This is a genomic window from Nitrosococcus oceani ATCC 19707 (assembly GCF_000012805.1).
Lineage (GTDB): Bacteria > Pseudomonadota > Gammaproteobacteria > Nitrosococcales > Nitrosococcaceae > Nitrosococcus > Nitrosococcus oceani.
This window is the reverse complement of the sequence record NC_007484.1, coordinates 1,621,267-1,641,939: the sequence shown is the minus strand read 5'-3', so window position 1 is coordinate 1,641,939 and position 20,673 is coordinate 1,621,267. Positions and strand designations below refer to the sequence as shown.

Here is a 20,673-nt window from a genome sequence, read left to right as displayed (position 1 = left end):
CCTAAGAAGGTTTGTTGCTATGAAACAAAGATACCCTCTTCCCGTTTTTTACACTGTTGCCCTTACGCTTAGTTTAATAGTTCCGATGTTGTTTGCCCCCCGCGCTCAGGGAGAAATTCTCGCCATGCTCAATTACGAGGCAAAACCAGAGCAGCGCATTCAAAAAGAGGGGCTCGCCATCATCGATGTTGACCCCAATTCACCCAATTTTGGCAAAATGCTGATGGATATCCCCCTGCCCCCTGGTTTGGTGGCCCATCATCTTTACTATAACCAAGACCATAGCAAAATCTACATAACCGCCCTAGAAAAAAGCATCTTGCATGTCCTGGACATGACCCAGTTTCCCTATCGGATGAAAATGGTAGAGATTCCCCAATGCAAAGTCCTGGAAGACATGGCCTTCTCCAAAGATAAGCAAACTTGGTATCTCACCTGTATGGGGTCTAGTAACGTTATCGTAGGCAATGCCAGCACGGATAAGCCTATCAAATCCATCAAGACTCCACCTTCAGACTCAGCCTTTATTCGTTATCCCCATGGAATCGCCCTCCATGATGACCTTGACCGCTTGTTAGTCACGAGTACGGTCCGGCACTCGGATTTAGGCGACCCAGGAGAAACCATTACGGCGATTGAGGCCAGTTCAGGGAAAGTGCTGTCCACCCATAAGGTTTCCATGAAGCCCTCTCCTTCAGGAGCAGCCCCCGTCGAGGTTCACTTTCTGCCCGGTGCTGAACCTCCGCTGGCCTATATCACCAATATGTATGAAGGAAACCTTTGGACAGCGGTTTGGGATTCGGATAAAAAAGTATTCGATTTCCAGCAAGTGGCGGACTTTGCGCCTCACGGCCGGGGCGTTCCCCTTGCCCTGGAATTCAATCGCAAGGGTGACCGGTTTTTTGTCACCACGGCCCAACCTGGTCATTTGAATATTTTTGATATCAGCGATCCCCAGGCTCCCGAGCTGCTGAAAGCTATTCCCACGGCTCCTGGTGCCCATCATATAGTGTTATCGCCTGATGAGCGTTACGTTTTTGTCCAGAATAGCTTCCTCAATCTACCGGAGATGAGTGATGGCTCCATTACCGTGGTTGATCTCGCAAAAGGCGAAGCGATAGCGCAAATCGACACCCTCAAAAACCAAGGATTCAATCCCAATTGCATTGTGCTTTTACCGGAGTGGGCTTCAGGCGGGCATTCCCACTAATCGAGAATTCTCTTGTCAAACGCGGCGGAGTTAAAGCTTGGAGCCCCCACAGCCGCGCCTCCGCTTTTCTGACCCATTAGCCATTAACCGCAGCATTTAGGAGTTTGATATGAATGTTATTCGTCGCTTCGCATTAATCGTAATGTCAATTCTGGCCGCCCTAGTCTTAATTCCACCAACAGCCTTTGCACTAAATAATTCGGCGAAAGTTCCCATTTTACTCTACCATTCATGGGTAAGAAGTGGTTGCACTCAAGCTACCAACCAATCAATCGGCCTCGAAGCCGACTTGGAGCTACTTTATCAGCAAGGCTACACCGTCGTTCCTGTTTACTGGCTTGCAAAATGGGCAGTTGGCGATTTAGATGGATCATATCTGCCAGATAAAGTCGTAGGAATTACTTTTGACGATGGTGAAAACGGCGACTGGTACGATACGTTTTCTAACGGCTGTTATACAAAGAGTTTCTATAACGTATTAAAGGATTTCAAGAACCTCCATCCAAATTTGCCCTGGTATTCCCCTCATGCAGCATCATTCGTAATCGCTTCGCCGGTCGCAAGAGATATCATTTCTCCAGGAACAATGACGGACGAATGGTGGAATGCTGCGCAGCAGTCAGGACTGATGGAGATCTATAATCACAGCACAGACCACGACCACAACGCAATTCAAGGACCCATCTTAGAGCCGAACACTCATTTCTCTAAGGGACAGAGGACAGGCGTATTTCTGGCAGTTGGCGGATATAAGAACGGGAATTGGAATGGGGCGGCTGATTTCTCAAGGACGTCGACCTATGAAACGGCTGATGCCGAGGTAAGAGGGGCCGCAAATTACATTTCAAGCAAGATAGGAGTCTGGCCAGATTTATTTGCCTATCCCTACGGCGGCTATACGTCATATTTAGTCTATACATATTTCCCAAACTTTTGGTCGGAGCACCAAACTTATGCGGCTTTTTCTACCGACCCACTCTATGTCACCCGCTCATCCAACCGTTTTGCTCTAGGTCGGTTTGTTCGAGGTCGAGATTGGTCGGATGGCGCTGGATTGCAGCAAATCTTGGTGAATTCGGGGCAGTAACAGATTTTTTGAGGAAAGGCGTGCCGCTAAGTTCATGCGGTTAGAAAGGACCAAGCTTGGAGGCGCGCTTTATCCACTCAGCTTTTTGCCCCTCGGTTAGCCGTCCATCTCGCCACACTACCATTAAAAGGTCAGACTCAGTTCGGACAAATCCCACCCGCAGGCACACCTTCTCGGATTGCCTGTCGCCGACGAGGCCCCAAATGGCCGTTAAGTCATCCGGGAGCAAATCAAAGCTAGCACGCAATAATATCTCGGCAACGCCGCCGGCCTCGCGAATCGCCTTGCGGCTTGCCTCACCGACGCGCCGATAATGACGATCATCTATGACTAAACCGCCACACAACGCACCACCCTCCCACATCGTGTAGTGCACGTATCCCAGCGTCAGCAGACTGCCGTCTCTTAGCTTCGAAAAGGCAACGAAATGGCGGGGCTCGCTTGGAAAAGTGCTGGTATTGAAGCGTCGACGAAATAAGTCTCCTGCTAATGGTTCGGCTTGATCAACCTCAATAACGAAGATGACGTCCGAAACGGTTGCTGGCACCGCATCTGCTTCAGCATGAATGTTAACAAGGGTAACACTAGTTCTAGGTAGATCCATAGCCCTACCTGTCTGGGCGTAAAGCCGGTGCATAATGGCACGTAAGAAGATAGGTGGAAGCCAGTCGCGTAAAGTCGCCCGTACACTAGGCGGAATCCTATTCCCCATAGTGGCTAGCAATTTCATCGCTCGCCTCGTTCGACCGCATCAAGCAGGGCCGAGAATTCCTCAGGTGACTTCCAATGCCAGCCACAAACAAAACGGGGAATGTCCCAAACATTGGTATCGGATCGTACCGAGGCTCCTGCCGTGCTAAAAGCCGCTTCAATGCCGAGGCGGACGCCGTGGTTAGGGAAATAGTCGTCACATAAGTAAGGTGAAACGTGCCCATAAGGATAGCAGAAGAGCGGCAGCGCCTTCCCGTTCGTTTTGTCCGAGAGGTACCGTTGCGCATCCGCGATCTGTCCCTCCGCGTCATCAAATGTGGCGATCTCGAAGAAGGAGCCCTTTTTATTGTTCCGCTGACGGACCAGGGGAAGGCCATCGTGTACGTGATCCCAACTATGGTTTGCAATACCCAAAATATTTTTTGCCGCGCATTCGGCCCACCAAGAATCGCGCCATTCACCACGTCCATTGAAACAGGTGCGATCTAGAATGTCGCGTGCCTCCCGGGAGGCAATCACGAACGAAACGGCCCTGGGGCCATCGTCGAACCGGGGAAGCCATTGCTCACTGCGCTCCAGTATGGAATGTAGGCTAGAGACTGTACCGTTCTCATCTTCCTTGCAGTCATAATAATCAAAATCCGTGCCATCATCACAGGTAAGCCCAACCAGCTTACGATCAGTGAGAAATTCTAAGGGCTTTTTACTGCGCAATACACCAACCAGGGTAGTCAGCGGGATCACCTGATACTGACGACGGCCCAGCTCCTTCAGATCGCTTTCAAGTGCAACGTGGTCGTTCCCCTGATAGGCATCTCCCTTCGCAACCCAACTGTGGTAGCACAAGATGGGTATAGAGAATGCGCGCGAGATTTTATCCCTGTGAAACCAGGGAATGCTTTCCAATCGCTTAATCCAGTTCATCAGTATTGCGCGCTCGCATCACTACTCCAGAAGATAAAATAGCAAGCATAAGTACCCTAACGGAAATTTCAAAGGTCATCAATCCTGCAAAACTACTTTCCTGTCTTTTGATAGGAGCTTGCTCTCTATCCTAACGCCTCACGCTGGCGTCTGAGCGTGATCGCCCACGATGATACCTTACCACCTCTTGCCAGCACCGTCCCCCGCCCCAGATAGCACCCATCATCCTGCTTAACCAATACCTCCATTCCCTTATGCTCTCCCATTTTGCTTTCAAACAGGGAAAGGATCATCTCCCCTACCAACACAAATCGACCAGAGAGTTTTCCCAGTACCGGATTCATCGATATCCATGAAGTGGTATCACGCCCTGGTGCAAAGGGAATAATATCGTAGCGATTTTCAATAACCAATGGCGGCTCGCTTAGCACGCGCATGCGCCCCTCGCTATGCCAGCCCCGTGTCGCGTGGGTCACCTGCATTTCTCCCTCCAGCCGGAGGGCATGGCCCGCCGCATCAAAGAAGGTTCCCTCCGCTTCCCATACCGCGGGTTCGAATAAAAATGTATGGCGTGTGCCCATTGGAATCCTGTCATTGGGTAAAGGGTAGAAGCCGCCTCTATAGCACCAAAACGATGCCCCGTAAAATCAAAAAAGCAGGAACGTTCCTGCGCTAGACCTAATATTGTAGGGTTGTTCCTAGCCACTCTGTCAAAATCGTACCTTGAATTTCCAGACCCGCACCATATAATTTCTTCAATCGAAGAAACTGGCGGCCACCCCGTTGTCTGAGATGGCCGCCCTCCTGCTCGTAGAATAAACGAAATTAGCGTCTTTACTTTCGTCTACCGTAAAATGGGCATTTGAAACTCAAGCTTGTCTCTGGAATTTAATAGAATTTCCTTTTCCCCCTCGCCGCTATCCCATTGTCCTCCATACGGTTCGGGAGAGAGATTTAAATCAGGCAGTTTCTTAAATTGCCCTACGCGGACCATGGGACCAAAGGCGGTAGTCTCCGTCTTGCATAACTCGCACACCGCCGTAATAACAAGCTGATAAAATCCCGGGGCCAAACCCGGCGGAACCGGCACCGAGGCAGTCCAACCCATTTCCGCTTGGATTTCGGAGAGGTGTTTGACTAAAACTTCCTTCATAATTCCACTTTCAGGGTGCAGATAACCCACATAGAGATCAACCTCTCCAGAGAAAGTGCTGGAAACCGCCAAGCTTCCCTCTAGCTCAAAAATGTCCCCGGCAAACACAGGAATGAGCTCCTCGGTAGCGGCAGCCTGCAAGGCCAGCGAGGGATTGGTGATATCAAAACAGTCAAACCCTCTGCTGGATCGAACCGGAGATAAAATCAGCCCATCCCCATTAAACACCTTCAAATCCGGCAATGCACTCTTTCTTGTCTTCCCTGAACAGCTCTGCCCAAATAAAGGAAGAGAGTCAGTGATTCCCAAATCCGGAATTTCCAACACAATATTCCAGCCGATGATCCCCTGGCTTTTTTGCAGCATTGCCTTGGGTATAGAAGCAGCAATGGCATGGGCGGTACCGTCCGGGCGGCGCAAAAATCGCAATGCCGGCTTAGAATCTGCTTCAAGAGAAACACCCTCAAGTTGAGAACTCCAAACCTCCCCGTCATACGTATTGATCAGCATACGATCACCCACGCCATCCCCGTCGATATCGAAAGATAGCCGATAGTCAAGAAATAATCCTTCCATTACCAGGGGCTCGAACAAGCGCGTTGTCAGGAGAATCGCATCTCCACCATTGGAAATACTGGCCTCCTCAATCATGCCATAATTGCCAATCAAACTCTTAGAGGTCTGCTTACATTTGCTCAGGTTTGGGTTCACGAATTTTTCCGCCGTCCATTCCATGATTATTTTTTCAAGAGGCGTGATTTTGGGAGATGAATTCCTAATATTCTGCCCATTCATCAAACGATCTGTGTCATCAAGTTCAGCTCCAGTTTTAGGATCAAGATGCCCAGTTCTTTCACCAGCGCCACCTCCCAAGGTATGCCCCAGTTCATGGGCCAGTACCGTCCCCGAAATATCGAGATTTTGCAAGATATAAATAGCTGTACCATAGGCCATACCCTCGCGATAATTTGGATGAATGTTATGATCCTTGGCGAGCTTGTCGGCCTCCTTGCCAATCTGCCCACGATCACCAATATATTCAGGATCTGTATAGCCAGAGGCATTGGGGGCTTCTTCGGGTAATATTTTTACGATAAAAACCGGGAAACAATGCAGTTGTCCAGAAGTAGCTTTATTAACCTCCTCTTTGATGTCGTCCTCTGCAATCCGGCGGACCGGTTTAGGCTTTGAAAACACGACTTTGACTTTACTTTTTTGAAGATTTCGTTACTTTTTTCTGTCCATTCCTGGGCCTTTTTGTTCCATGTCTTGGTGTCCCTATTATCGACTAATATAAAATCAAGGCAGATCTTTTTTACGCTAGTATCCCGGGGCTTGGTCTTGTCCGGTCCTTCATCCAGTTTCGGTGTCGGAATAATTTTATCTCCAGGGAGGATAGGCTTAGGGGCTGGCGCGATTCCTTTTCCTATCAAAGGAATTTTCACCGTGACCGTGTTAGACCCTAGTATTTTCGATTTCAGCTTGAAAACGAGAGTAGCCCTCGAAGTTCTCGCCTTTTGCGGTTGGAAGACAATTTTTGTATAAAGTTGACCATCTTTAGCCACTACCTCTTTTGCAAAAGACCTAAATTTCCAATCTTCCGGGCGATCAGCCACAAGCTTTCCTTCTAAATAAGTAACTTGCATTTGCGTTGAATGGAAGCGATAGGCGTGAGGCTGACTCTGGCCTACCATTGTCTTGAATACACGCTGGCCCGGCAGGAATTTATCATCTTTTTCGTGGGGCGTTACTGCAATGCCGTGGGCCCTTAAATATCCAACACTCTCTTTCGATACCGGCGGGGCCTCCTCCGCCTCAATAGGGCTCATAGTGATGCCGCCCATCAGTAACAGGATAACCGACATGAACCGATGGCTAGCGGCAAATACCTTGAATAACTGGTAGTCCTCAATAAAGGTTGCCATGGGATGTTCCTCCTTATCAGCTTCACGCTATTCACTCATGAATAGGTACGTGATGAGCGCGCCGTTCGGATCACAAAAACTTCCCATTTTTTCTCAGCTGTCCTAGCAACGTCTTTTCCCTGTGATAGCATTGAAATTCGATTGCTTAGCAGTCGATCAACCAATCAAAATTGGTTCTGCTAATCTTAAAGACATAACTTTTAGACTCGCTCCCGGAAAAAGCCATGGCTGAGATATGGACGATACCGATCTCATCGACAGGGTAGCCCGGGCCGATCCCAAAGCCCTCGGCCATCTATACGACTGCTATGCCCCGCTCCTTCTCGCGGTGGGCCTGGGCATACTCAGTAATCGCCAAGAAGCTGAAGATGTGCTGCATAATGTTTTTATGGAAATTTGGCGCAAGGCCAGTCAATACGATGGACGCCGCGGCTCCGTTCGCGCCTGGTTGATATTACGGATGCGCTCCCGATCCCTGGACCGCCTCCGCTCGGCGCCCTATACCCGATCAATACCCATACCGGAAACAGTATTGGAAAACACAGCGAATGGAATGTCCCAAGATCCTGCCCTTGCATGGGACTGCCAGGCAGTACGCAAGGCCATGTCGAAGCTCAGCAGGGAGCAACGTACTATTATGGAACTGGCCTATTTTCAGGGTTTGTCGGCAAGCGAAATCGCTTCCCATGTCGGACTTCCTTTAGGAACTATCAAAAGCCGGATGCGGGGGGCGCTAAATGTGCTTCGAACCCATTACAGAACGCAATGTCAGAGGATATCGAATGAAACGGAAGGAAAATAAAGCGTGGATCGATTTGGCGCTCGAAAATCTATCCGAAAAGGAACTTAAAGAGCTACGGCAAAATTTAGCTTCCGATCCCCAATTCCAGGAAGAACTAGTTTCGGTAAAAGAGCTCCTAGCGGCAATTGCCCTTAACCTTGAACCGGAACCTCCAGCGCCGGAACTCAAAGCCCGCCTTCTTGATGGCATTTGCGGCAAAAACCGGTTTCTTCCGTTTCTATCGCGCCTCACCGAGCTATTCGATCTTTCCCCCAGGGAAGCGCAGGCTTACCTCGAACGCCTCGATGATCCCACCGCCTGGAAGACGGTGCTGCCAGGGGTCCAGACGATCAAAATTCAGGCGGGGCCAGCAACCGCAGGCGCGAAGAGCAATTTCCTCCGCGTGCTACCAGGAGCCAGCTTTCCCTACCACACCCACCGGGGTCTTGAATCCAGTTTGTTGCTGCAAGGATGCTGCCGCTCCGAAGATGGAGTCATTAATCGCGCTGGAGATTTGCTCTACCAAGAAACGGGCACGGCCCATAGCTTCCAGGTAATATCCGAGCAGGCGGTTATCGCCGCCGTGGTATGCTTTGGAATCGACTTCATTAATCCGCCAGATCGGAAACGGTAAACCCATAGGGTTAACCCATGAAATTACAATAGGACAAAAACATCCTCTACCGGGCGGATTCCCCAGCGGGTGCCGCCTCCAACCATTCCCACGCGTCTTGCTCTTTGTCCTTCGAAAATGTCCGCATATCCATATCGGTGAATGCGGGATTTATGCTCTTGATGATCTTGCGCATCCATCCAGGAGCACCCACAATCGCATAGCGCTCAACTTTCTGCATCGCGGCAAGCTTCATCGATACCAGTCCCCCCTGCATGAAAACCGCCGGATCGATACCCCCAAAATGCCGCATCCGGTTGAGCAAACGCACCTTATCGTGACGTTCAAGAAAACCCTCGAATTCCTTGATAACGCCCGGCATTTCTTCCGCTGAAATCATGCCGTTGATCTCAAAGGCAAAAACATCGTCCCGGGATGTCGGAATAAAACGGAAAGCCGGGCTATCGGCTGTGGGAGCTTCAGGCAACTCGGAGACCCAGTTCATCGCCTCATCACTCTGCTCGGGCGTAAACACTTTCATCTCTAAGGTCGGAAGCACGGGGCCTATAAAGTCGATCAGGGCTTGCGGCCATTCCTTGTCCGAAACGAATGCACAGCGGCTGAACCGATCAATATGGCCGAGAAATTCGAGATCAGCCTTGGTCCCCTCGACAAACGCGTTAGCATTCATATCCGAAAGACCCGTGAAGTCGATAAGAAAGCTGAGCTGCCCGTGCTTTTCCAGTTTGCCTTCAAGTATCTTTTTGTACTGCTGAATATCCTCTCCCGTCATCTTTCCACTGAAGTGAATCGCAATTACGTGATCAGGCACGGTTTTTTCCTCAAACATTTGGAGTTTCGCCATGACTGACTGCGGTTCGGCCCCGCCTCACCTTGTCAGTCTGGAGGATTCGCGTTTCCTCGCAGTCCTCGGACGGTGGCTAGGCCACGGCCCTTGGGGTTTTCACCGCTCCACGCGCTTTGTGGGTTCCGGCGCTCCCCGCCGTACCAAAACTCAAAACATTGATAGCCGCGTTGATGTCCCTATCGTGGTGGGCAGTGCAATCAGGGCAAACCCACTCACGAATCTTCAGCGGCATGGTATCGATCACCGTGCCACAGGCCGAGCAGGTTTTACTGGTCGGCGCCCAACGGTCCACGATCAACACATCACGGCCATACCATGAGGCTTTATACTCCATTTGCCGCCTGAGTTCATACAAGCCACCATCGGCAATGGCTCTGCTCAGGCGTCGGTTTCTCAACATCCCTTTGATATTCAAGTCCTCAAGACAAATTACTTGGTTCTCGTTAATCAGCTTCGAGGACTGTTGGTGCAAAAAATCCCGGCGGCTATCCGCTATCCGGGCATGAATTCGAGCGACGCGCTGTTGCTGGTTGCGCCGCCGCCCCGAACCTTTAGGCTTCTTGCTCAAGCGCCGCTGCGCCATTTTCAATTGCCGAGCATAGCGATAAGTGTACTTAGGCGCACCGGATTTATACCCCTCGGAAGTGATGACCACATCCTTGACGCCCACATCCACGCCAATCGCGTTTTTGCGGGTAGGCAAGGGGAGAATTTCTACCTCACAGGCCATGCTAATGAAATAATGACCGCAAGGGTCTTTATTCACCGTCACCATTTTGGGAATACCGCCCACCTCACGGGACCACTTGAGCTTCAGCGCTCCAAGCTTGGGCAGCTTCAAACGCTTGCTTTCAGCGTTGAAGTTCTTCGCTACGTGACGCTGATCCAACTGATAGCGTACCGATTGCGTTTTGAGCCAAGCAAGTCGCGCTCGCCTCGCCCAGCCACGCGTAAGGCCCTAGTTTTTTTAGAAACGTGAGTTGACGACTAAAATCAACACCGCTAACGCGCTTGTCATGCACCCTATATTGACGACCCCGCCAGACTAAACAGGTATTCCAGGCCCACCGGGCATGGCCAAACTCAAGGGCCAATTGCCGCCTTTGCGTGGGCGTGGGGTAAAACCTGAACTTGTAGGCGCGTTGTGTTAACATAGAAACGTATTGTAACACAATAAAGGTTAAGCAACAATGGCCGGAGAATATGTAAATGTTCGTATTGATACCGAGCTTAAGAGGAGGATTCAGGAAGTGGCGAAGGAAGAGAATAGAACCCTATCAAACCTCATTGAGACGATATTGGTAGATTATGCAAAACGCCAATTCATGGCAAAACGCAAGTAATCATCCCTCGCGCCTCATGTGCCGCTACGCTTCGCAATTCGGCTAGGGGGTCGTCGTGCCTCCATGCACTCCTCCAATGATTGCCTTTTTGCCAAGCAAGCTGATTTGAAAACAGTGTCAGCGCTGTTTTTCTTTCTTACCCCCTACGATTTTAAATAGGCCGTGGGATGAGAGGTTTGCCAGTTGGGCACTCAAGGCTTGATCGGTCCCAACCACCAAGCTCTGCCGCGGCTGTGTAAGTGCTTTCAAGGAAAGACAGGAGCACTTTCTCGGGGTCGGACGCCGCTCTTACAGCCTCATAAGGGAGAATGAATTCACCTGCATTTTTGTCATAGTAGGCATCAGCGGGCATCACCGTGGCGGCATCAAACCCCGCCGGCGTCGGATACGCATAAGAGTAGAAAGCGGCCGCCTCTATCGGCCCGCCGCCGGGCCAAAAGCCTGCCGAAGACACTTCATGGCTGTAGGCCTCCCGGGTGATCTCATCTGGTAGCTCGGGGACTCCGCCTGGATGTTCCGGCGCTGGACGCCCGGAAAAACGGGTAACGGCGAGGTCTAAACTGCCCCAAAAGAGATGCACCGGACTGACCTTGCCAATAAACCCGGTACGGAATTGTTGAAACACCTGGCTGATAAGCACCAAGGCTTGGTGAAATCTTTGCACTGCGTCGGCATCGTAGGGGCGTGAGCGGGTGTCGTCTTCAAACGGCGTTGGGTTGGGAATTTCATTAGGCTGGCCGTGGAATTGTGGATTGCCGCCAACGGTATTAATCAGCTCCACAAATCGCTGGTGAAACTCCGCCACGGACATCGGCTCAAGGGCGAAGCTTACCGACTCGTGGCCCGGCGTTTCGGCAACGACCCGATGGTCAAGAAAATCGAACATGACCTCGACTCCGTCTGGCCCGTCTGGAATGAGCGCTGTGGTCAAACCACGCCCATTGGCATACAGGGTTGCGTGCCATGAATGGTTAACCCAGGGGGTATGGGCAAGCCGGTACTTGCCAACGATTTGGGTGAACAAGTGTAAAGCGCCGCAGGTTTCCGCCCAGGCGACATAAGGTATTTCTGGCCAGCTAGCAGCTTTCTGGGATGTTGTATGTGTCATCTTCCGGTTCCTCTTCTTCGTATTCTTCGTAAACAAAATTAAGCACCGCGCACTATCCGCTCGCCCAGGCGATCCCGGCCGTGAGGGGCGGACAAATCCAGCTCCGGGCCGATGGAGACGATGCCGTTGGGGTTCACCGTCGGATGGCTGCGGAAGTAATGATTGCGGATATGGTCCATGTGGACCGTCTCGGCCACGCCGGGTAGCTGATAAATCTCCCGCAGCAACCCGTCCAGATTCGGATAGTCCCGGATGCGCTTGCGGTCGCACTTGAAGTGGGTGACGTAAACGGGATCGAAGCGCAGCAGGGTGGTCCACAGGCGCAGATCCGCTTCGGTCAGGGTGTTACCCACCAGATACCGGCTCTCGCCAAGGCGCTGCTCCAAGCTCTCCAGGGTGTCGAACAGCACTGTCACCGCCTCGTCATAGGCTTCCTGGCTGGTAGCGAAACCGGCCTTGTACACCCCATTATTGATGTTGTCATAAACGGTCTCGTTGATCGCTTCGATGGACTCGCGCAGATCCTCGGGGTAGTAGTCCCCTGGCCTGGCGCCGCGATCATCGAAGGCGCGGTTGAGCATGCGGATAATATCCGCCGACTCATTGCTGACGATGGTCTCCTGCTGCTTGTCCCACAGCACGGGCACGGTTACCCGGCCGCTGTAGCGATTGTCCGCCTTCAAATAGAGCTCATAGAGTTTATCCAGCCCGTAGAGCGTATCGCCGGTAGCGCCATCGAAATCTTCCCGCAGCTCCCAACCGTTCTCCAGCATCAGCGGATGCACCACGGACAGGCCAATGTGCTCCTCTAGCCCTTTCCAGGCACGCATGACCAGGGTCCGGTGTACCCAGGGGCAGGCATAAGATCCATACAGATGGTAGCGCCCGGATTGGGCTTCGAAACCACCCGTACCGCTGGGTCCAGGCGCGCCATCGGCGGTCACCCAGTTGCGGAATTGGCTCTCGGAGCGCTGGAAACGGCCGCCGGTGCTTTTAGTGTCGTACCACTGATCCTGCCATTGCCCGTCTACCAATAATCCCATGATGATCTCCTTTCAATTTATATAAGTAAGAGGATAGCGCAAGCGCTCGCTCAAACAGCCGCCACTGACGCTAGACGGCCAAAACGGCCACGCTTGAAATCTTCCATCGCCTGTTGAATTTCGGCCTCACTGTTCATCACGAAGGGTCCGTGGCCTACCAGCGGTTCGTTGATGGGCTCACCGCTCAGCAGCAGCAATGTGGCCTCGGTGCTCGCCTCCAGGGAAACGGTACGATTTGCTCGCTCCAGCAATACCCACTGCGCCTCACGGACGGTCTCACTGGCGTTGACCCGCACATTGCCGTGCAAGACAACCAGCGCCAGGGTGTGCCCTTCCGGCGTGGCGAAGTCAACGGAGTGGCCGGGATTCAGCCGCACGTCCCATACATTCATGGGCGTAAAGGTAGCCGCCGGACCCCGGTGGCCCCTGTATTCACCGGCGATCACCCGCACCTGGCCTCCCTCCTCCGGGAGTTCTACCGCCGGAATGTCCTTGTCCAACAGAGTCTGGTACTTTGGTGGCGACATTTTGTCCTTGGCTGGCAAATTCACCCACAACTGGACCATTTCCAAGGTACCACCGGCGCCCGTGAACTCGGGCGAGTGGAATTCGTCGTGGAGTATGCCGGAGGCGGCGGTCATCCACTGCACATCACCGGGTCCTATCTTGCCGCCGGCTCCCGTGGAGTCACGGTGGGCGACCTCACCCTGGTAGACGATGGTGACGGTCTCAAAGCCCCGGTGAGGATGCTCGCCCACGCCCCGCGGGCGCTTCGCCGGATCGAATTCCATGGGGCCAGCATAGTCAAGGAGCAGAAATGGACTCAATTGCTCTCCCTGATTGCGGTAGGAAAACAATGAACGGACAGGAAATCCGTCGCCTACCCAGTGCTGTTGCGGGGCACTATAAATGCCTTGAATTTTTTTCATGGCCGGCTCCTATTTTGCATATTTCATTGGAATTAATGATAGATGTTTAATGACCTCCTAGCGAGCGTGTGAAGTGAAACGGTGCATCGGGCGCGCGGGCCAATATTACTTGTTTTTCGCCACGAATCGGCGGTAGTCTGCGCTTGTTCACGGAACCTAGGATGGGGAGCGCCCGAAGTGAAAGCGCGAGGAGCGGCCAACCAACAGAGGCTAAGGAAAACCCTTCGCCGAAGGCCGGGAGGAACCGCGAATTCTCCAGGCGGATGAAATTTTGAGTGTTTAAGAATAATAATCTCTTGATCCCACCAGCTCTTAAGCGCGGTTCGGGATGCAGATCGAACCAATCCTTTTCTTCACCAACCGTCCAGTGGTGTTGTCCATCCGGTAATGGACGATGCTGCCATCAATGATCCGTTTAACGACTTCCCTTGCTGTATCCAAAGGAACGGAAAACCACTCTTTCGGGTGATAGGCTTTCCCGTCTTTCCCGATCAACGCCACCTTCAACCGCTGTGCATACAGAAACCCATGAATCAGGCTTTCGAACTTGTTGGGGTTCAGGTTGTAGCACTCCATCGAAGCAAGGATCTTGACCGGTGCTTCCAGGAAAGCAGTGTCCCGCTCAGCATTTTTCGTCCGCTCTTCGACCGTAAGCTCGGTATAACCAATCTTAACCAGGTTCGGAATCGCCTTCAGATCAGGGTTTTCGCTCCTGGTGGTGACGAAGTAGATCTGCCCGACCCGCTTGTCCTTATGGGATACGTTGTTGAAAGCATCAACCACTGAGTCGGCCTCACGGATGATCCGGCGTCCCGTCTCATCCTGGTAAAGTCGCTTGGCTAATGATTGCAGAAGATGGTTGGACTCCGTTCCGTTCTCAAAAATCACGCGCAGCCTAGGGTCGTATCGCCCCTGGTTATCTTCTCGATACTCACCAACCTCATCGATCAGGCATACGACGCCTTCCAGTATGAAAGCATCGCCTGGCTGTACCTGTGAGGCTTGTTGGAACCGTACTGTCTTTGCGTCACCTGATTTGAGCTTCTCATGCAGGTCACGAAAGGTCGGCTCAAACGCATAGAAATCCTGGCAGACACGACGCTGAGCTATCTCATCAGGCGCTTCTCGGTCCGAACTGAACGGGACATGGATAGAATCAAAGAGGGCAGGCTCCCCCTGATCGATCTCCGCAAATGCCTCACTGGCAAAAATATCATCCAGGGAGGTAACATCCTCGGCATCTGCCACCACATCCGATGAAACCTGTTCCACTTCACTGTCCGGCTGGGTTTGTTCGTCCAGTTCGAAATCAGAAGCATCAACCTCGTCTACAAACGACGTTGGCGCCGGAAGCAAGCCATGACGATCATAAGGCTTCAGAGTGGAATGCAGATCATGGTTGTCCAAGTAGCCCTTTAAGCGCCTGGCCAAGAGCTTTTCTGACAGCTTGCCTGTACTTTCAGGGGCTCTACCATGCTGATCCATGAATGTATTGATCTCTTCAAATTTGGCCACTTCCAGCGGGTTTCCACCGCTGGATCGCTTTGCCTGAACATTCAGAAGCCCGAACTCATCCGGGCCATTGAAAATATCATCCAGTGAAGGGCGCGCTACGCCCTTTTTTCTATCATGATGGATGGGTGGCATCCTGCATCTCCTTATGCGGTCTGTGCCCGGGCAGCTTTGCGTTCCTGCGCTTTACGCTTGATGTAGGCCAGTGCATCGGCCAGCCGGCGCTCATACGGATCGCTGGCTGTGACAGAAGGCTCGCGACCCTTGTCCTTTCTGAACTCGTTGATACGCGGCCAGAGGATCACAGCTTCCTCTTCAGATATTTGGGAGCGCATCCCCACCACCGTGTCCTGAATGGTCTTCAATACAGACGGCGTGACCGCTTTCGAGAGGATTTCGTAGGCGCCCTGGAAGGGGTTGATTTGCCGGATCAGATCGACATTTAGGTATTCGATGTTGACGAACTTGTTGCCAATCAGGACAAACTTACGGTTAGGCGACTTCTGACCGGGTTCCGGTGCAGCTTTTGTGTCGGACTTATAGGCTGGAGCCTCATCTTCCACGCCTGAGGGCACTATGATTTCTGCCCCCTCGGGCAGCTCCGATTCATCAAACAGACCACCGGTGGACTGGACCGCCATGGACGCATGGACAGCTTCGGAGACGGTCTGTAGTTCCTGGGCATCCATATCAGGGTACAGTTTTTCGACCACTTTTGGGATCTCAACCGCTTCCATGACTTCTGGATCAGCATCTCCCGTCACAGCCGGTGCAACCACTTCAGGCTTCTGGAGGATGGCTGCCTTGATATTGTCCATGTTCTCCAAAGCTTTGATTACCTTGTCGGATACCGGCGCTGTTGTATCTTCAATCACCACAGTACCTGGCTTAACCTCTTCGCCTGGGAGGATGCGCGAGCGAGGCTTAAAAATCACCGCAGGAGCCAATACCTGTTCCATCAGAAGAGAAACGGTAATCGCCTTCAGCATGTTGTTGACTGACACTTTCACGTCATCGTCCTCGGCATCCGGTTGGGCGATCAGATTGGTGAACTGAGCGTGGGATTTACCCTCACAGTCACGGGTGGCTCGGCCGATGATCTGGATAATCTCGGTCAGGGAAGATCGATAGCCAATGGTCAGCACATGCTCGCACCAGGGCCAGTCGAAGCCCTCTTTGGCCATACCCAACGCAATGATGATGTCCATATCGTCGGCCTTGGACACATTGCGCAGGTAGTTCTGCACCTCGACCCGCAGAGGACCGTCATCCACCAGATCCGCCACTTTAAGTATCCGGCCAGTATCATCCTTGACCGTGATGATGCCGGTCTTCATGTCCTTCTCGATCACGTCACCGATGGCATCCAGAATGTAATCAACCTCAGACAGCTTATCCTTGGTGGATTCAACCGAGTTCACGTTCGGAATATGGACGATGGTCTTTTTCGAGGTGTCCAACACCTCATGCAATGCATCGAGGTAACGCCCCGTGTAGAAGTGATAGCCGATGCCCAGTGATTTGAGATGCTGGTAGCCGTTCAACTGCTCATAGTAAGAGTACGTGACCTGAGTGAATTTCTCCTCGTCCTCTGGCAGCAGGATAGGTACCGCATCGCCCCGGAAATAGGAACCTGTCATGGCAACGATGTGGGCGTTAGAGCCGGCCATCACACCATCTATCAGACCACCCAGACGGTTCTCACCATCGGCTGAGGTGTGGTGGAACTCGTCAATCGCCAACAGGGCGTCATTGAAATCAGCCGGTTTCAGCTCCTGGTAGGCAAAGCGCAGCGTGGCATGGGTACATACCAGCACATTGGCATCCGGGTCGGACATGAAGCGAACAAAGGCTTTCACCTTCTGCGTTTCACCACCAGGCACACAGAGGTTATAGCTCGGCTGCACGGCCCAATCGGTAAAGAAGCCACTACTGGTCAGGTGGGTGTCCTTGAATGAAGCGCCGATGCTCATTTCCGGCACGGCCACGATGACTTTCTTCAGCCCCTGGTTATGCAACTTATCCAGTCCTAGGAACATCAGGGCGCGAGACTTACCGGAGGCCGGCGGTGCCTTCAGCAGCAGATATTGGGCATCACGGGCCTCATAGGCACGGGCCTGCATTTCACGCATGCCCATCGCATTCAGGTTAGAACTCCTGCCAGTTTGCTTGTATTGAACGGTCAACAGATCAGCCATGATCACTTACTCCTTGTGGCTTTCTTTTTGGCGGGTGCTTTTGCCTTCTCTTCGGCAATCAATTTTTCATAACGGGCAAACAGGTGCTCCAGACGCTCTGGTGCATCCCTGAAAGGTTTGTCTCGGTATAGTTTTTCAACAGCACGGTCCAGAGATTTGTGGGCCTCACGAAGCGGAGCAGGCATTTTGTCCGGATCGTAGAGGTCAGCCAGCGACTTGTCGGGGTAGTCCTCGCGGATCAGTAGGATCTCCTCGGCCAACTCTTCGATGTGCTTGCGTTGCTCATCGGTCACTTCAGGCCAGGGGAAGGTGTTGTAGACCAGTGTGGCTGAATAGCGGTAGTCGCTTTTCAGGCGGCCAGCAACGGTACGCATCCAATCATTATGCATTTCGGATGTAAGGATGCCGAATTCGTAGGGAGTGGCGTTTGGAACCATCTGGTTCGCGTCGCTAGATATGGTATCAACACCATAAAATCCCATAGGAACATAGCTACGTCGCTCTGAAGAAACACGAGGAACCAGTAAGTAATTGCCCTTCAATGGTTGAGCCAACTGAAGAAATGTGTGAGGGCGCTCAGCACCTTTAAGAGCGGCTGGATGTCCAGCTTTGATCCTGAGATCACGAATTTTCTCTACACGAGAAACCATTTCTGGAACATTCATGACATCCTCTAGCGGAATGTGGGCCAGCCAGAAGCACCAACGCTCTCCCCCGTTAATAAACTCTTTTGAACCCAGAACTTTTCGTATCCAGTGGGCATAGTGAGGGTATTTTTCTATAAATTCATCACGTTCCTCTAGCGTAACGTATAGGTGGCCACCGTCTGTTGGTTTGTTGCCAAAAATCATTTTACTGACTGGACCGATTGGCTTTGTGCGTGGATATACCGCTAAATTTGGGCCGGGGACTAGATATGGGCTGATGTTATCTACTTTCAGTACAGTCGTTTTCTCCCTGGACGTCTCAAATATTCGTGGCACCGTAGACGTGTCTTCGTTATTCTTTAATCCAATGATGACAACATGGACCGCGGCTTTATTCTTCGCGTTGTTACTCCACGTAAATGTCTGGTAGCAGAAATCAATCGAAACTCCCAGCTCAAAAATCGGCGGCCATAACAAGGAGGTTTGGTCGCCTTGGCTGATAGAGTTCGTGGACACCAGCGCACATTTTGCTCTTCTCCCCTTGATAAAGTTCGCCCCTTTCCAAAACCAGGCGGCTACGATGTCGAGATAGCCTATGGACTTAAAAGATGAAAATACATGCTTCATATCAGCCGACTGCTCTTTACTGCGCTCCGTTGTCCCTAAAAAAGGCGGATTACCACAGATATAGATTTCACGAGGATTACCACTACCATCAGCCGGTGGGCACACTTCTTCCCAATCTAGGCGCAACGCATTACCACACACGATATCGCCTGAATCCCGCAGCGGAAGTGCCGCCTCGGCATAGCCAAACTTAGCCTTAAACGCCATATTCATTTGGTGTTCGGCCAACCACAGAGAAAGAGTAGCGACTTCATGGGCGAAATCGTCAATTTCAATGCCGTAGAACTGGGAGAGGCGGATACCGGAATAGTACATCTCAGCCTGATCGGATATCGCGTTCAGAGCATCGATCACTTCCATCTCCAGCTTGCGCAGCTCCTTGTACGCAATGATCAGGAAGTTGCCTGAACCACAGGCGGGGTCAAAGACACGTAGGTTCTGAAGGCGTATCAGTAGTTCTTTCAGCTTGCGATCACGCTTGCGGGACTTTTCAAGCTCGGCATACAGCTTGTCGAGGAACAGCGGCTGGATCACCTTCATGATGTTCGATACGGAGGTATAGTGCTGTCCCAGGTTGCCACGCTGCTCCTCATCAATAACCGCCTGGAACATAGAACCAAAAATGTCCGGGTTAATCGCGGACCAGTTGAGAGAGCCACAATCCAGCAGAATTCGACGTGCTTTGCGTCCAAACTCAGGGATAGGCTCATCATCACGGAGCAGGCCGCCGTTCACATAGGGGAACGCCTGGAAATGGGCGGGCATGTCCTTGCGCTCAGGTGCGTCTGGTTCCAGGTTCAGCACTGTGAACAGGTCGGTGAAGAACTGATCCACACCCGAACCATCCTCCTGAGTGCAGGACTGGATCGCTGAAGTCATCTGGCCCTGCTCAAAAATGCCAGTGTCCTCGGCATAGAAGCAGAACAGCAGGCGCGTCAGGAAGACGTTCAATGCATGAATGTCCTCCGGTTTGGAAAGGTCATTACGTTCACGAATTAGGTCGAACAGCTGGCCCATCTTCTCTGAAGCTTTTACGTCTGCCGGATGCTCAGAGTACATGACAGCCTTCTCATATCCGGCCAGCGGCAGGAAGAAAGCGTACTGCTTGTCCAGCTCATCCATGGTGGTTTCGAGACGCTCCTCAGCCTTGAGATCGAATGCCGCCAGACTTTCGAAATCGGTCACGATCACGAAACGGATGTCATTGCGAGCGATCACCTCGCTTGCCTTGAGCGATTCAACCTCAGCATCGAGATCCGCACCCTTTGAGACAGCACGGAAGTAGAGCTTTTTCTTCAGACCAATGTCATCACCTTCCGCCACGTTGCGGCTGTCACCACCCTTGCGCAGCCGGGTAATGGTGCTCTTGGGAAAGCCATACGCATCGAGGAAGGAAAAAATGAACTCATCAGGATTGAGGTTGGAGCAAGCCTGCTCCAGTGATTCGATAATGCGTGCCTGACTGATGGCCATGTGTCAGCTCCTTGTACCGATCATTCGTCGTACCTTCGACTTGGGTGTGAACTCTGATAGGTTTAGATGAACCAGAGAATATACACACCTAGTTCCGGTTTACTGGATCGTTGTCACGCTGAGGAATGCGTGGCGTTACACACTAGATCCGGATACCCTTAAATACTTGCTGAGTGAGCAGCAAAAACACCCCTAGCCAGTACCGCAAATACCAGCTAGAGCCTAGCCAAAAACTGACTAACCAGGAGTCAATTATGGCTGATCGAATTTTACTCTTTAATCGCTGGCAAAGTATTTATTGCCCGCCGTGGTAATCGCGGAAAGCTAAATCATGATTTATTACGTATTCGGAACCAACACAGCCTACCAGAGTGGCAGAGAAGAGCTTGGCCGGTTTAGAAGCCGGGAAGCTGTCGAGCGGTTCGCCAAGACTTTTAAGAGGACGGCTTATGTTCGTAGTGAATTGGAGCTAGCGCAAAGAGGCCGCTAGCCGCCCACCACCCCCGCTACGGGTACCCCTG

18 protein-coding genes and 1 pseudogene are annotated in these 20,673 nt (G+C 52.0%); 6 read left to right on the top strand and 13 right to left on the bottom strand.

Annotated elements, in window-relative coordinates; genetic code table 11:
• Positions 1–19 precede the first annotated feature (19 nt).
• Both NOC_RS07985 and NOC_RS07980 read left to right on the top strand, forming a co-directional pair.
• Positions 20–1,210 carry a hypothetical protein gene (locus tag NOC_RS07985; protein WP_011330667.1) on the top strand — a complete coding sequence of 397 codons (1,191 nt, stop codon included), beginning with the start codon at positions 20–22 and terminating at the stop codon, positions 1,208–1,210.
• A gap of 109 nt (positions 1,211–1,319) precedes the next feature.
• Positions 1,320–2,297: a polysaccharide deacetylase family protein gene (locus NOC_RS07980; RefSeq protein ID WP_002809499.1), complete on the top strand. Its 978-nt coding sequence runs from the start codon at positions 1,320–1,322 to the stop codon at positions 2,295–2,297.
• Between the two features lie 40 nt (positions 2,298–2,337).
• On the opposite strand, the gene NOC_RS07975 is transcribed toward NOC_RS07980, so the two are convergent.
• The 5 genes from NOC_RS07975 to NOC_RS07955 all read right to left on the bottom strand — a co-directional run bounded on the left by NOC_RS07975 (position 2,338) and on the right by NOC_RS07955 (position 7,010).
• Positions 2,338–3,027, bottom strand: coding sequence for a hypothetical protein (locus NOC_RS07975; protein WP_011330666.1), 690 nt, complete (start codon positions 3,025–3,027; stop codon positions 2,338–2,340).
• Positions 3,024–3,854 (bottom strand): polysaccharide deacetylase family protein, encoded by an 831-nt coding sequence (locus tag NOC_RS07970; RefSeq protein WP_244860116.1) that lies wholly within the window; start codon positions 3,852–3,854, stop codon positions 3,024–3,026. Before NOC_RS07970 ends, NOC_RS07975 begins: the two co-directional genes overlap by 4 nt.
• Positions 3,855–4,057: 203 nt before the next feature.
• Positions 4,058–4,513, bottom strand: a complete 456-nt coding sequence (locus NOC_RS07965; RefSeq protein WP_002809393.1) for a hypothetical protein — start codon at positions 4,511–4,513, stop codon at positions 4,058–4,060.
• A gap of 263 nt (positions 4,514–4,776) precedes the next feature.
• Complete coding sequence (locus NOC_RS07960; RefSeq protein WP_244860115.1) at positions 4,777–6,282, bottom strand: hypothetical protein; 1,506 nt, start codon at positions 6,280–6,282, stop codon at positions 4,777–4,779.
• On the bottom strand, positions 6,174–7,010 hold the full coding sequence (locus NOC_RS07955; protein WP_011330665.1) for a hypothetical protein: 837 nt from the start codon (positions 7,008–7,010) through the stop codon (positions 6,174–6,176). The genes NOC_RS07960 and NOC_RS07955 overlap by 109 nt, the downstream gene beginning before the upstream one ends.
• 235 nt (positions 7,011–7,245) lie before the next feature.
• Here NOC_RS07955 and NOC_RS07950 point away from each other — a divergent pair, with 235 nt between their 5' ends.
• Positions 7,246–7,812: a sigma-70 family RNA polymerase sigma factor gene (locus NOC_RS07950; protein WP_011330664.1), complete on the top strand. Its 567-nt coding sequence runs from the start codon at positions 7,246–7,248 to the stop codon at positions 7,810–7,812.
• Positions 7,793–8,425, top strand: coding sequence for a cupin domain-containing protein (locus tag NOC_RS07945; RefSeq protein WP_002808905.1), 633 nt, complete (start codon positions 7,793–7,795; stop codon positions 8,423–8,425). Before NOC_RS07950 ends, NOC_RS07945 begins: the two co-directional genes overlap by 20 nt.
• 46 nt (positions 8,426–8,471) lie before the next feature.
• Here the strand turns inward: NOC_RS07945 and NOC_RS07940 are convergent, their stop codons facing one another.
• Entirely contained in the window at positions 8,472–9,254 is a 783-nt protein-coding gene (locus NOC_RS07940; protein WP_002808738.1) for an STAS/SEC14 domain-containing protein, read from the bottom strand.
• Between the two features lie 91 nt (positions 9,255–9,345).
• Positions 9,346–10,426 (bottom strand): annotated as a pseudogene (locus tag NOC_RS07935) (RNA-guided endonuclease TnpB family protein).
• Between the two features lie 36 nt (positions 10,427–10,462).
• Between NOC_RS07935 and NOC_RS18620 the strand changes: the two are divergent.
• Entirely contained in the window at positions 10,463–10,615 is a 153-nt protein-coding gene (locus NOC_RS18620; protein WP_002810428.1) for a ribbon-helix-helix protein, CopG family, read from the top strand.
• A 151-nt stretch (positions 10,616–10,766) separates the two neighbouring features.
• On the opposite strand, the gene NOC_RS07925 is transcribed toward NOC_RS18620, so the two are convergent.
• From NOC_RS07925 to NOC_RS07900, 6 genes are all read right to left on the bottom strand, one after another.
• Positions 10,767–11,723, bottom strand: coding sequence for a DUF5996 family protein (locus tag NOC_RS07925; RefSeq protein WP_002810563.1), 957 nt, complete (start codon positions 11,721–11,723; stop codon positions 10,767–10,769).
• Between the two features lie 38 nt (positions 11,724–11,761).
• Complete coding sequence (locus NOC_RS07920; RefSeq protein ID WP_002809253.1) at positions 11,762–12,766, bottom strand: glutathione S-transferase family protein; 1,005 nt, start codon at positions 12,764–12,766, stop codon at positions 11,762–11,764.
• A gap of 50 nt (positions 12,767–12,816) precedes the next feature.
• On the bottom strand, positions 12,817–13,695 hold the full coding sequence (locus NOC_RS07915; protein ID WP_002808652.1) for a pirin family protein: 879 nt from the start codon (positions 13,693–13,695) through the stop codon (positions 12,817–12,819).
• Between the two features lie 312 nt (positions 13,696–14,007).
• The gene (locus NOC_RS07910) at positions 14,008–15,342 is read right to left on the bottom strand and encodes a GIY-YIG nuclease family protein (RefSeq protein WP_002810013.1); all 1,335 of its coding nucleotides are present in this window, start codon (positions 15,340–15,342) and stop codon (positions 14,008–14,010) included.
• 11 nt (positions 15,343–15,353) lie between these two features.
• Positions 15,354–17,405, bottom strand: coding sequence for a DEAD/DEAH box helicase (locus NOC_RS07905; protein WP_011330662.1), 2,052 nt, complete (start codon positions 17,403–17,405; stop codon positions 15,354–15,356).
• Between the two features lie 2 nt (positions 17,406–17,407).
• Complete coding sequence (locus NOC_RS07900; RefSeq protein WP_002811107.1) at positions 17,408–20,152, bottom strand: class I SAM-dependent DNA methyltransferase; 2,745 nt, start codon at positions 20,150–20,152, stop codon at positions 17,408–17,410.
• Between the two features lie 331 nt (positions 20,153–20,483).
• Between NOC_RS07900 and NOC_RS17385 the strand changes: the two genes are divergently transcribed.
• Entirely contained in the window at positions 20,484–20,642 is a 159-nt protein-coding gene (locus tag NOC_RS17385) for a hypothetical protein (protein ID WP_002810705.1), read from the top strand.
• Positions 20,643–20,673: the final 31 nt, after the last annotated feature.

Coding starts and splice junctions, on each gene's coding strand:
- NOC_RS07955 (WP_011330665.1), bottom strand. CDS start 7,010: ATGGCAACCTTTATTGAGGACTACCAGTTATTCAAGGTATTTGCCGCT.
- NOC_RS07940 (WP_002808738.1), bottom strand. CDS start 9,254: ATGTTTGAGGAAAAAACCGTGCCTGATCACGTAATTGCGATTCACTTC.
- NOC_RS07945 (WP_002808905.1), top strand. CDS start 7,793: ATGAAACGGAAGGAAAATAAAGCGTGGATCGATTTGGCGCTCGAAAAT.
- NOC_RS07965 (WP_002809393.1), bottom strand. CDS start 4,513: ATGGGCACACGCCATACATTTTTATTCGAACCCGCGGTATGGGAAGCG.
- NOC_RS07925 (WP_002810563.1), bottom strand. CDS start 11,723: ATGACACATACAACATCCCAGAAAGCTGCTAGCTGGCCAGAAATACCT.
- NOC_RS07975 (WP_011330666.1), bottom strand. CDS start 3,027: ATGAAATTGCTAGCCACTATGGGGAATAGGATTCCGCCTAGTGTACGG.
- NOC_RS07950 (WP_011330664.1), top strand. CDS start 7,246: ATGGACGATACCGATCTCATCGACAGGGTAGCCCGGGCCGATCCCAAA.
- NOC_RS17385 (WP_002810705.1), top strand. CDS start 20,484: ATGATTTATTACGTATTCGGAACCAACACAGCCTACCAGAGTGGCAGA.
- NOC_RS18620 (WP_002810428.1), top strand. CDS start 10,463: ATGGCCGGAGAATATGTAAATGTTCGTATTGATACCGAGCTTAAGAGG.
- NOC_RS07980 (WP_002809499.1), top strand. CDS start 1,320: ATGAATGTTATTCGTCGCTTCGCATTAATCGTAATGTCAATTCTGGCC.
- NOC_RS07920 (WP_002809253.1), bottom strand. CDS start 12,766: ATGGGATTATTGGTAGACGGGCAATGGCAGGATCAGTGGTACGACACT.
- NOC_RS07915 (WP_002808652.1), bottom strand. CDS start 13,695: ATGAAAAAAATTCAAGGCATTTATAGTGCCCCGCAACAGCACTGGGTA.
- NOC_RS07900 (WP_002811107.1), bottom strand. CDS start 20,152: ATGGCCATCAGTCAGGCACGCATTATCGAATCACTGGAGCAGGCTTGC.
- NOC_RS07905 (WP_011330662.1), bottom strand. CDS start 17,405: ATGGCTGATCTGTTGACCGTTCAATACAAGCAAACTGGCAGGAGTTCT.
- NOC_RS07910 (WP_002810013.1), bottom strand. CDS start 15,342: ATGCCACCCATCCATCATGATAGAAAAAAGGGCGTAGCGCGCCCTTCA.
- NOC_RS07985 (WP_011330667.1), top strand. CDS start 20: ATGAAACAAAGATACCCTCTTCCCGTTTTTTACACTGTTGCCCTTACG.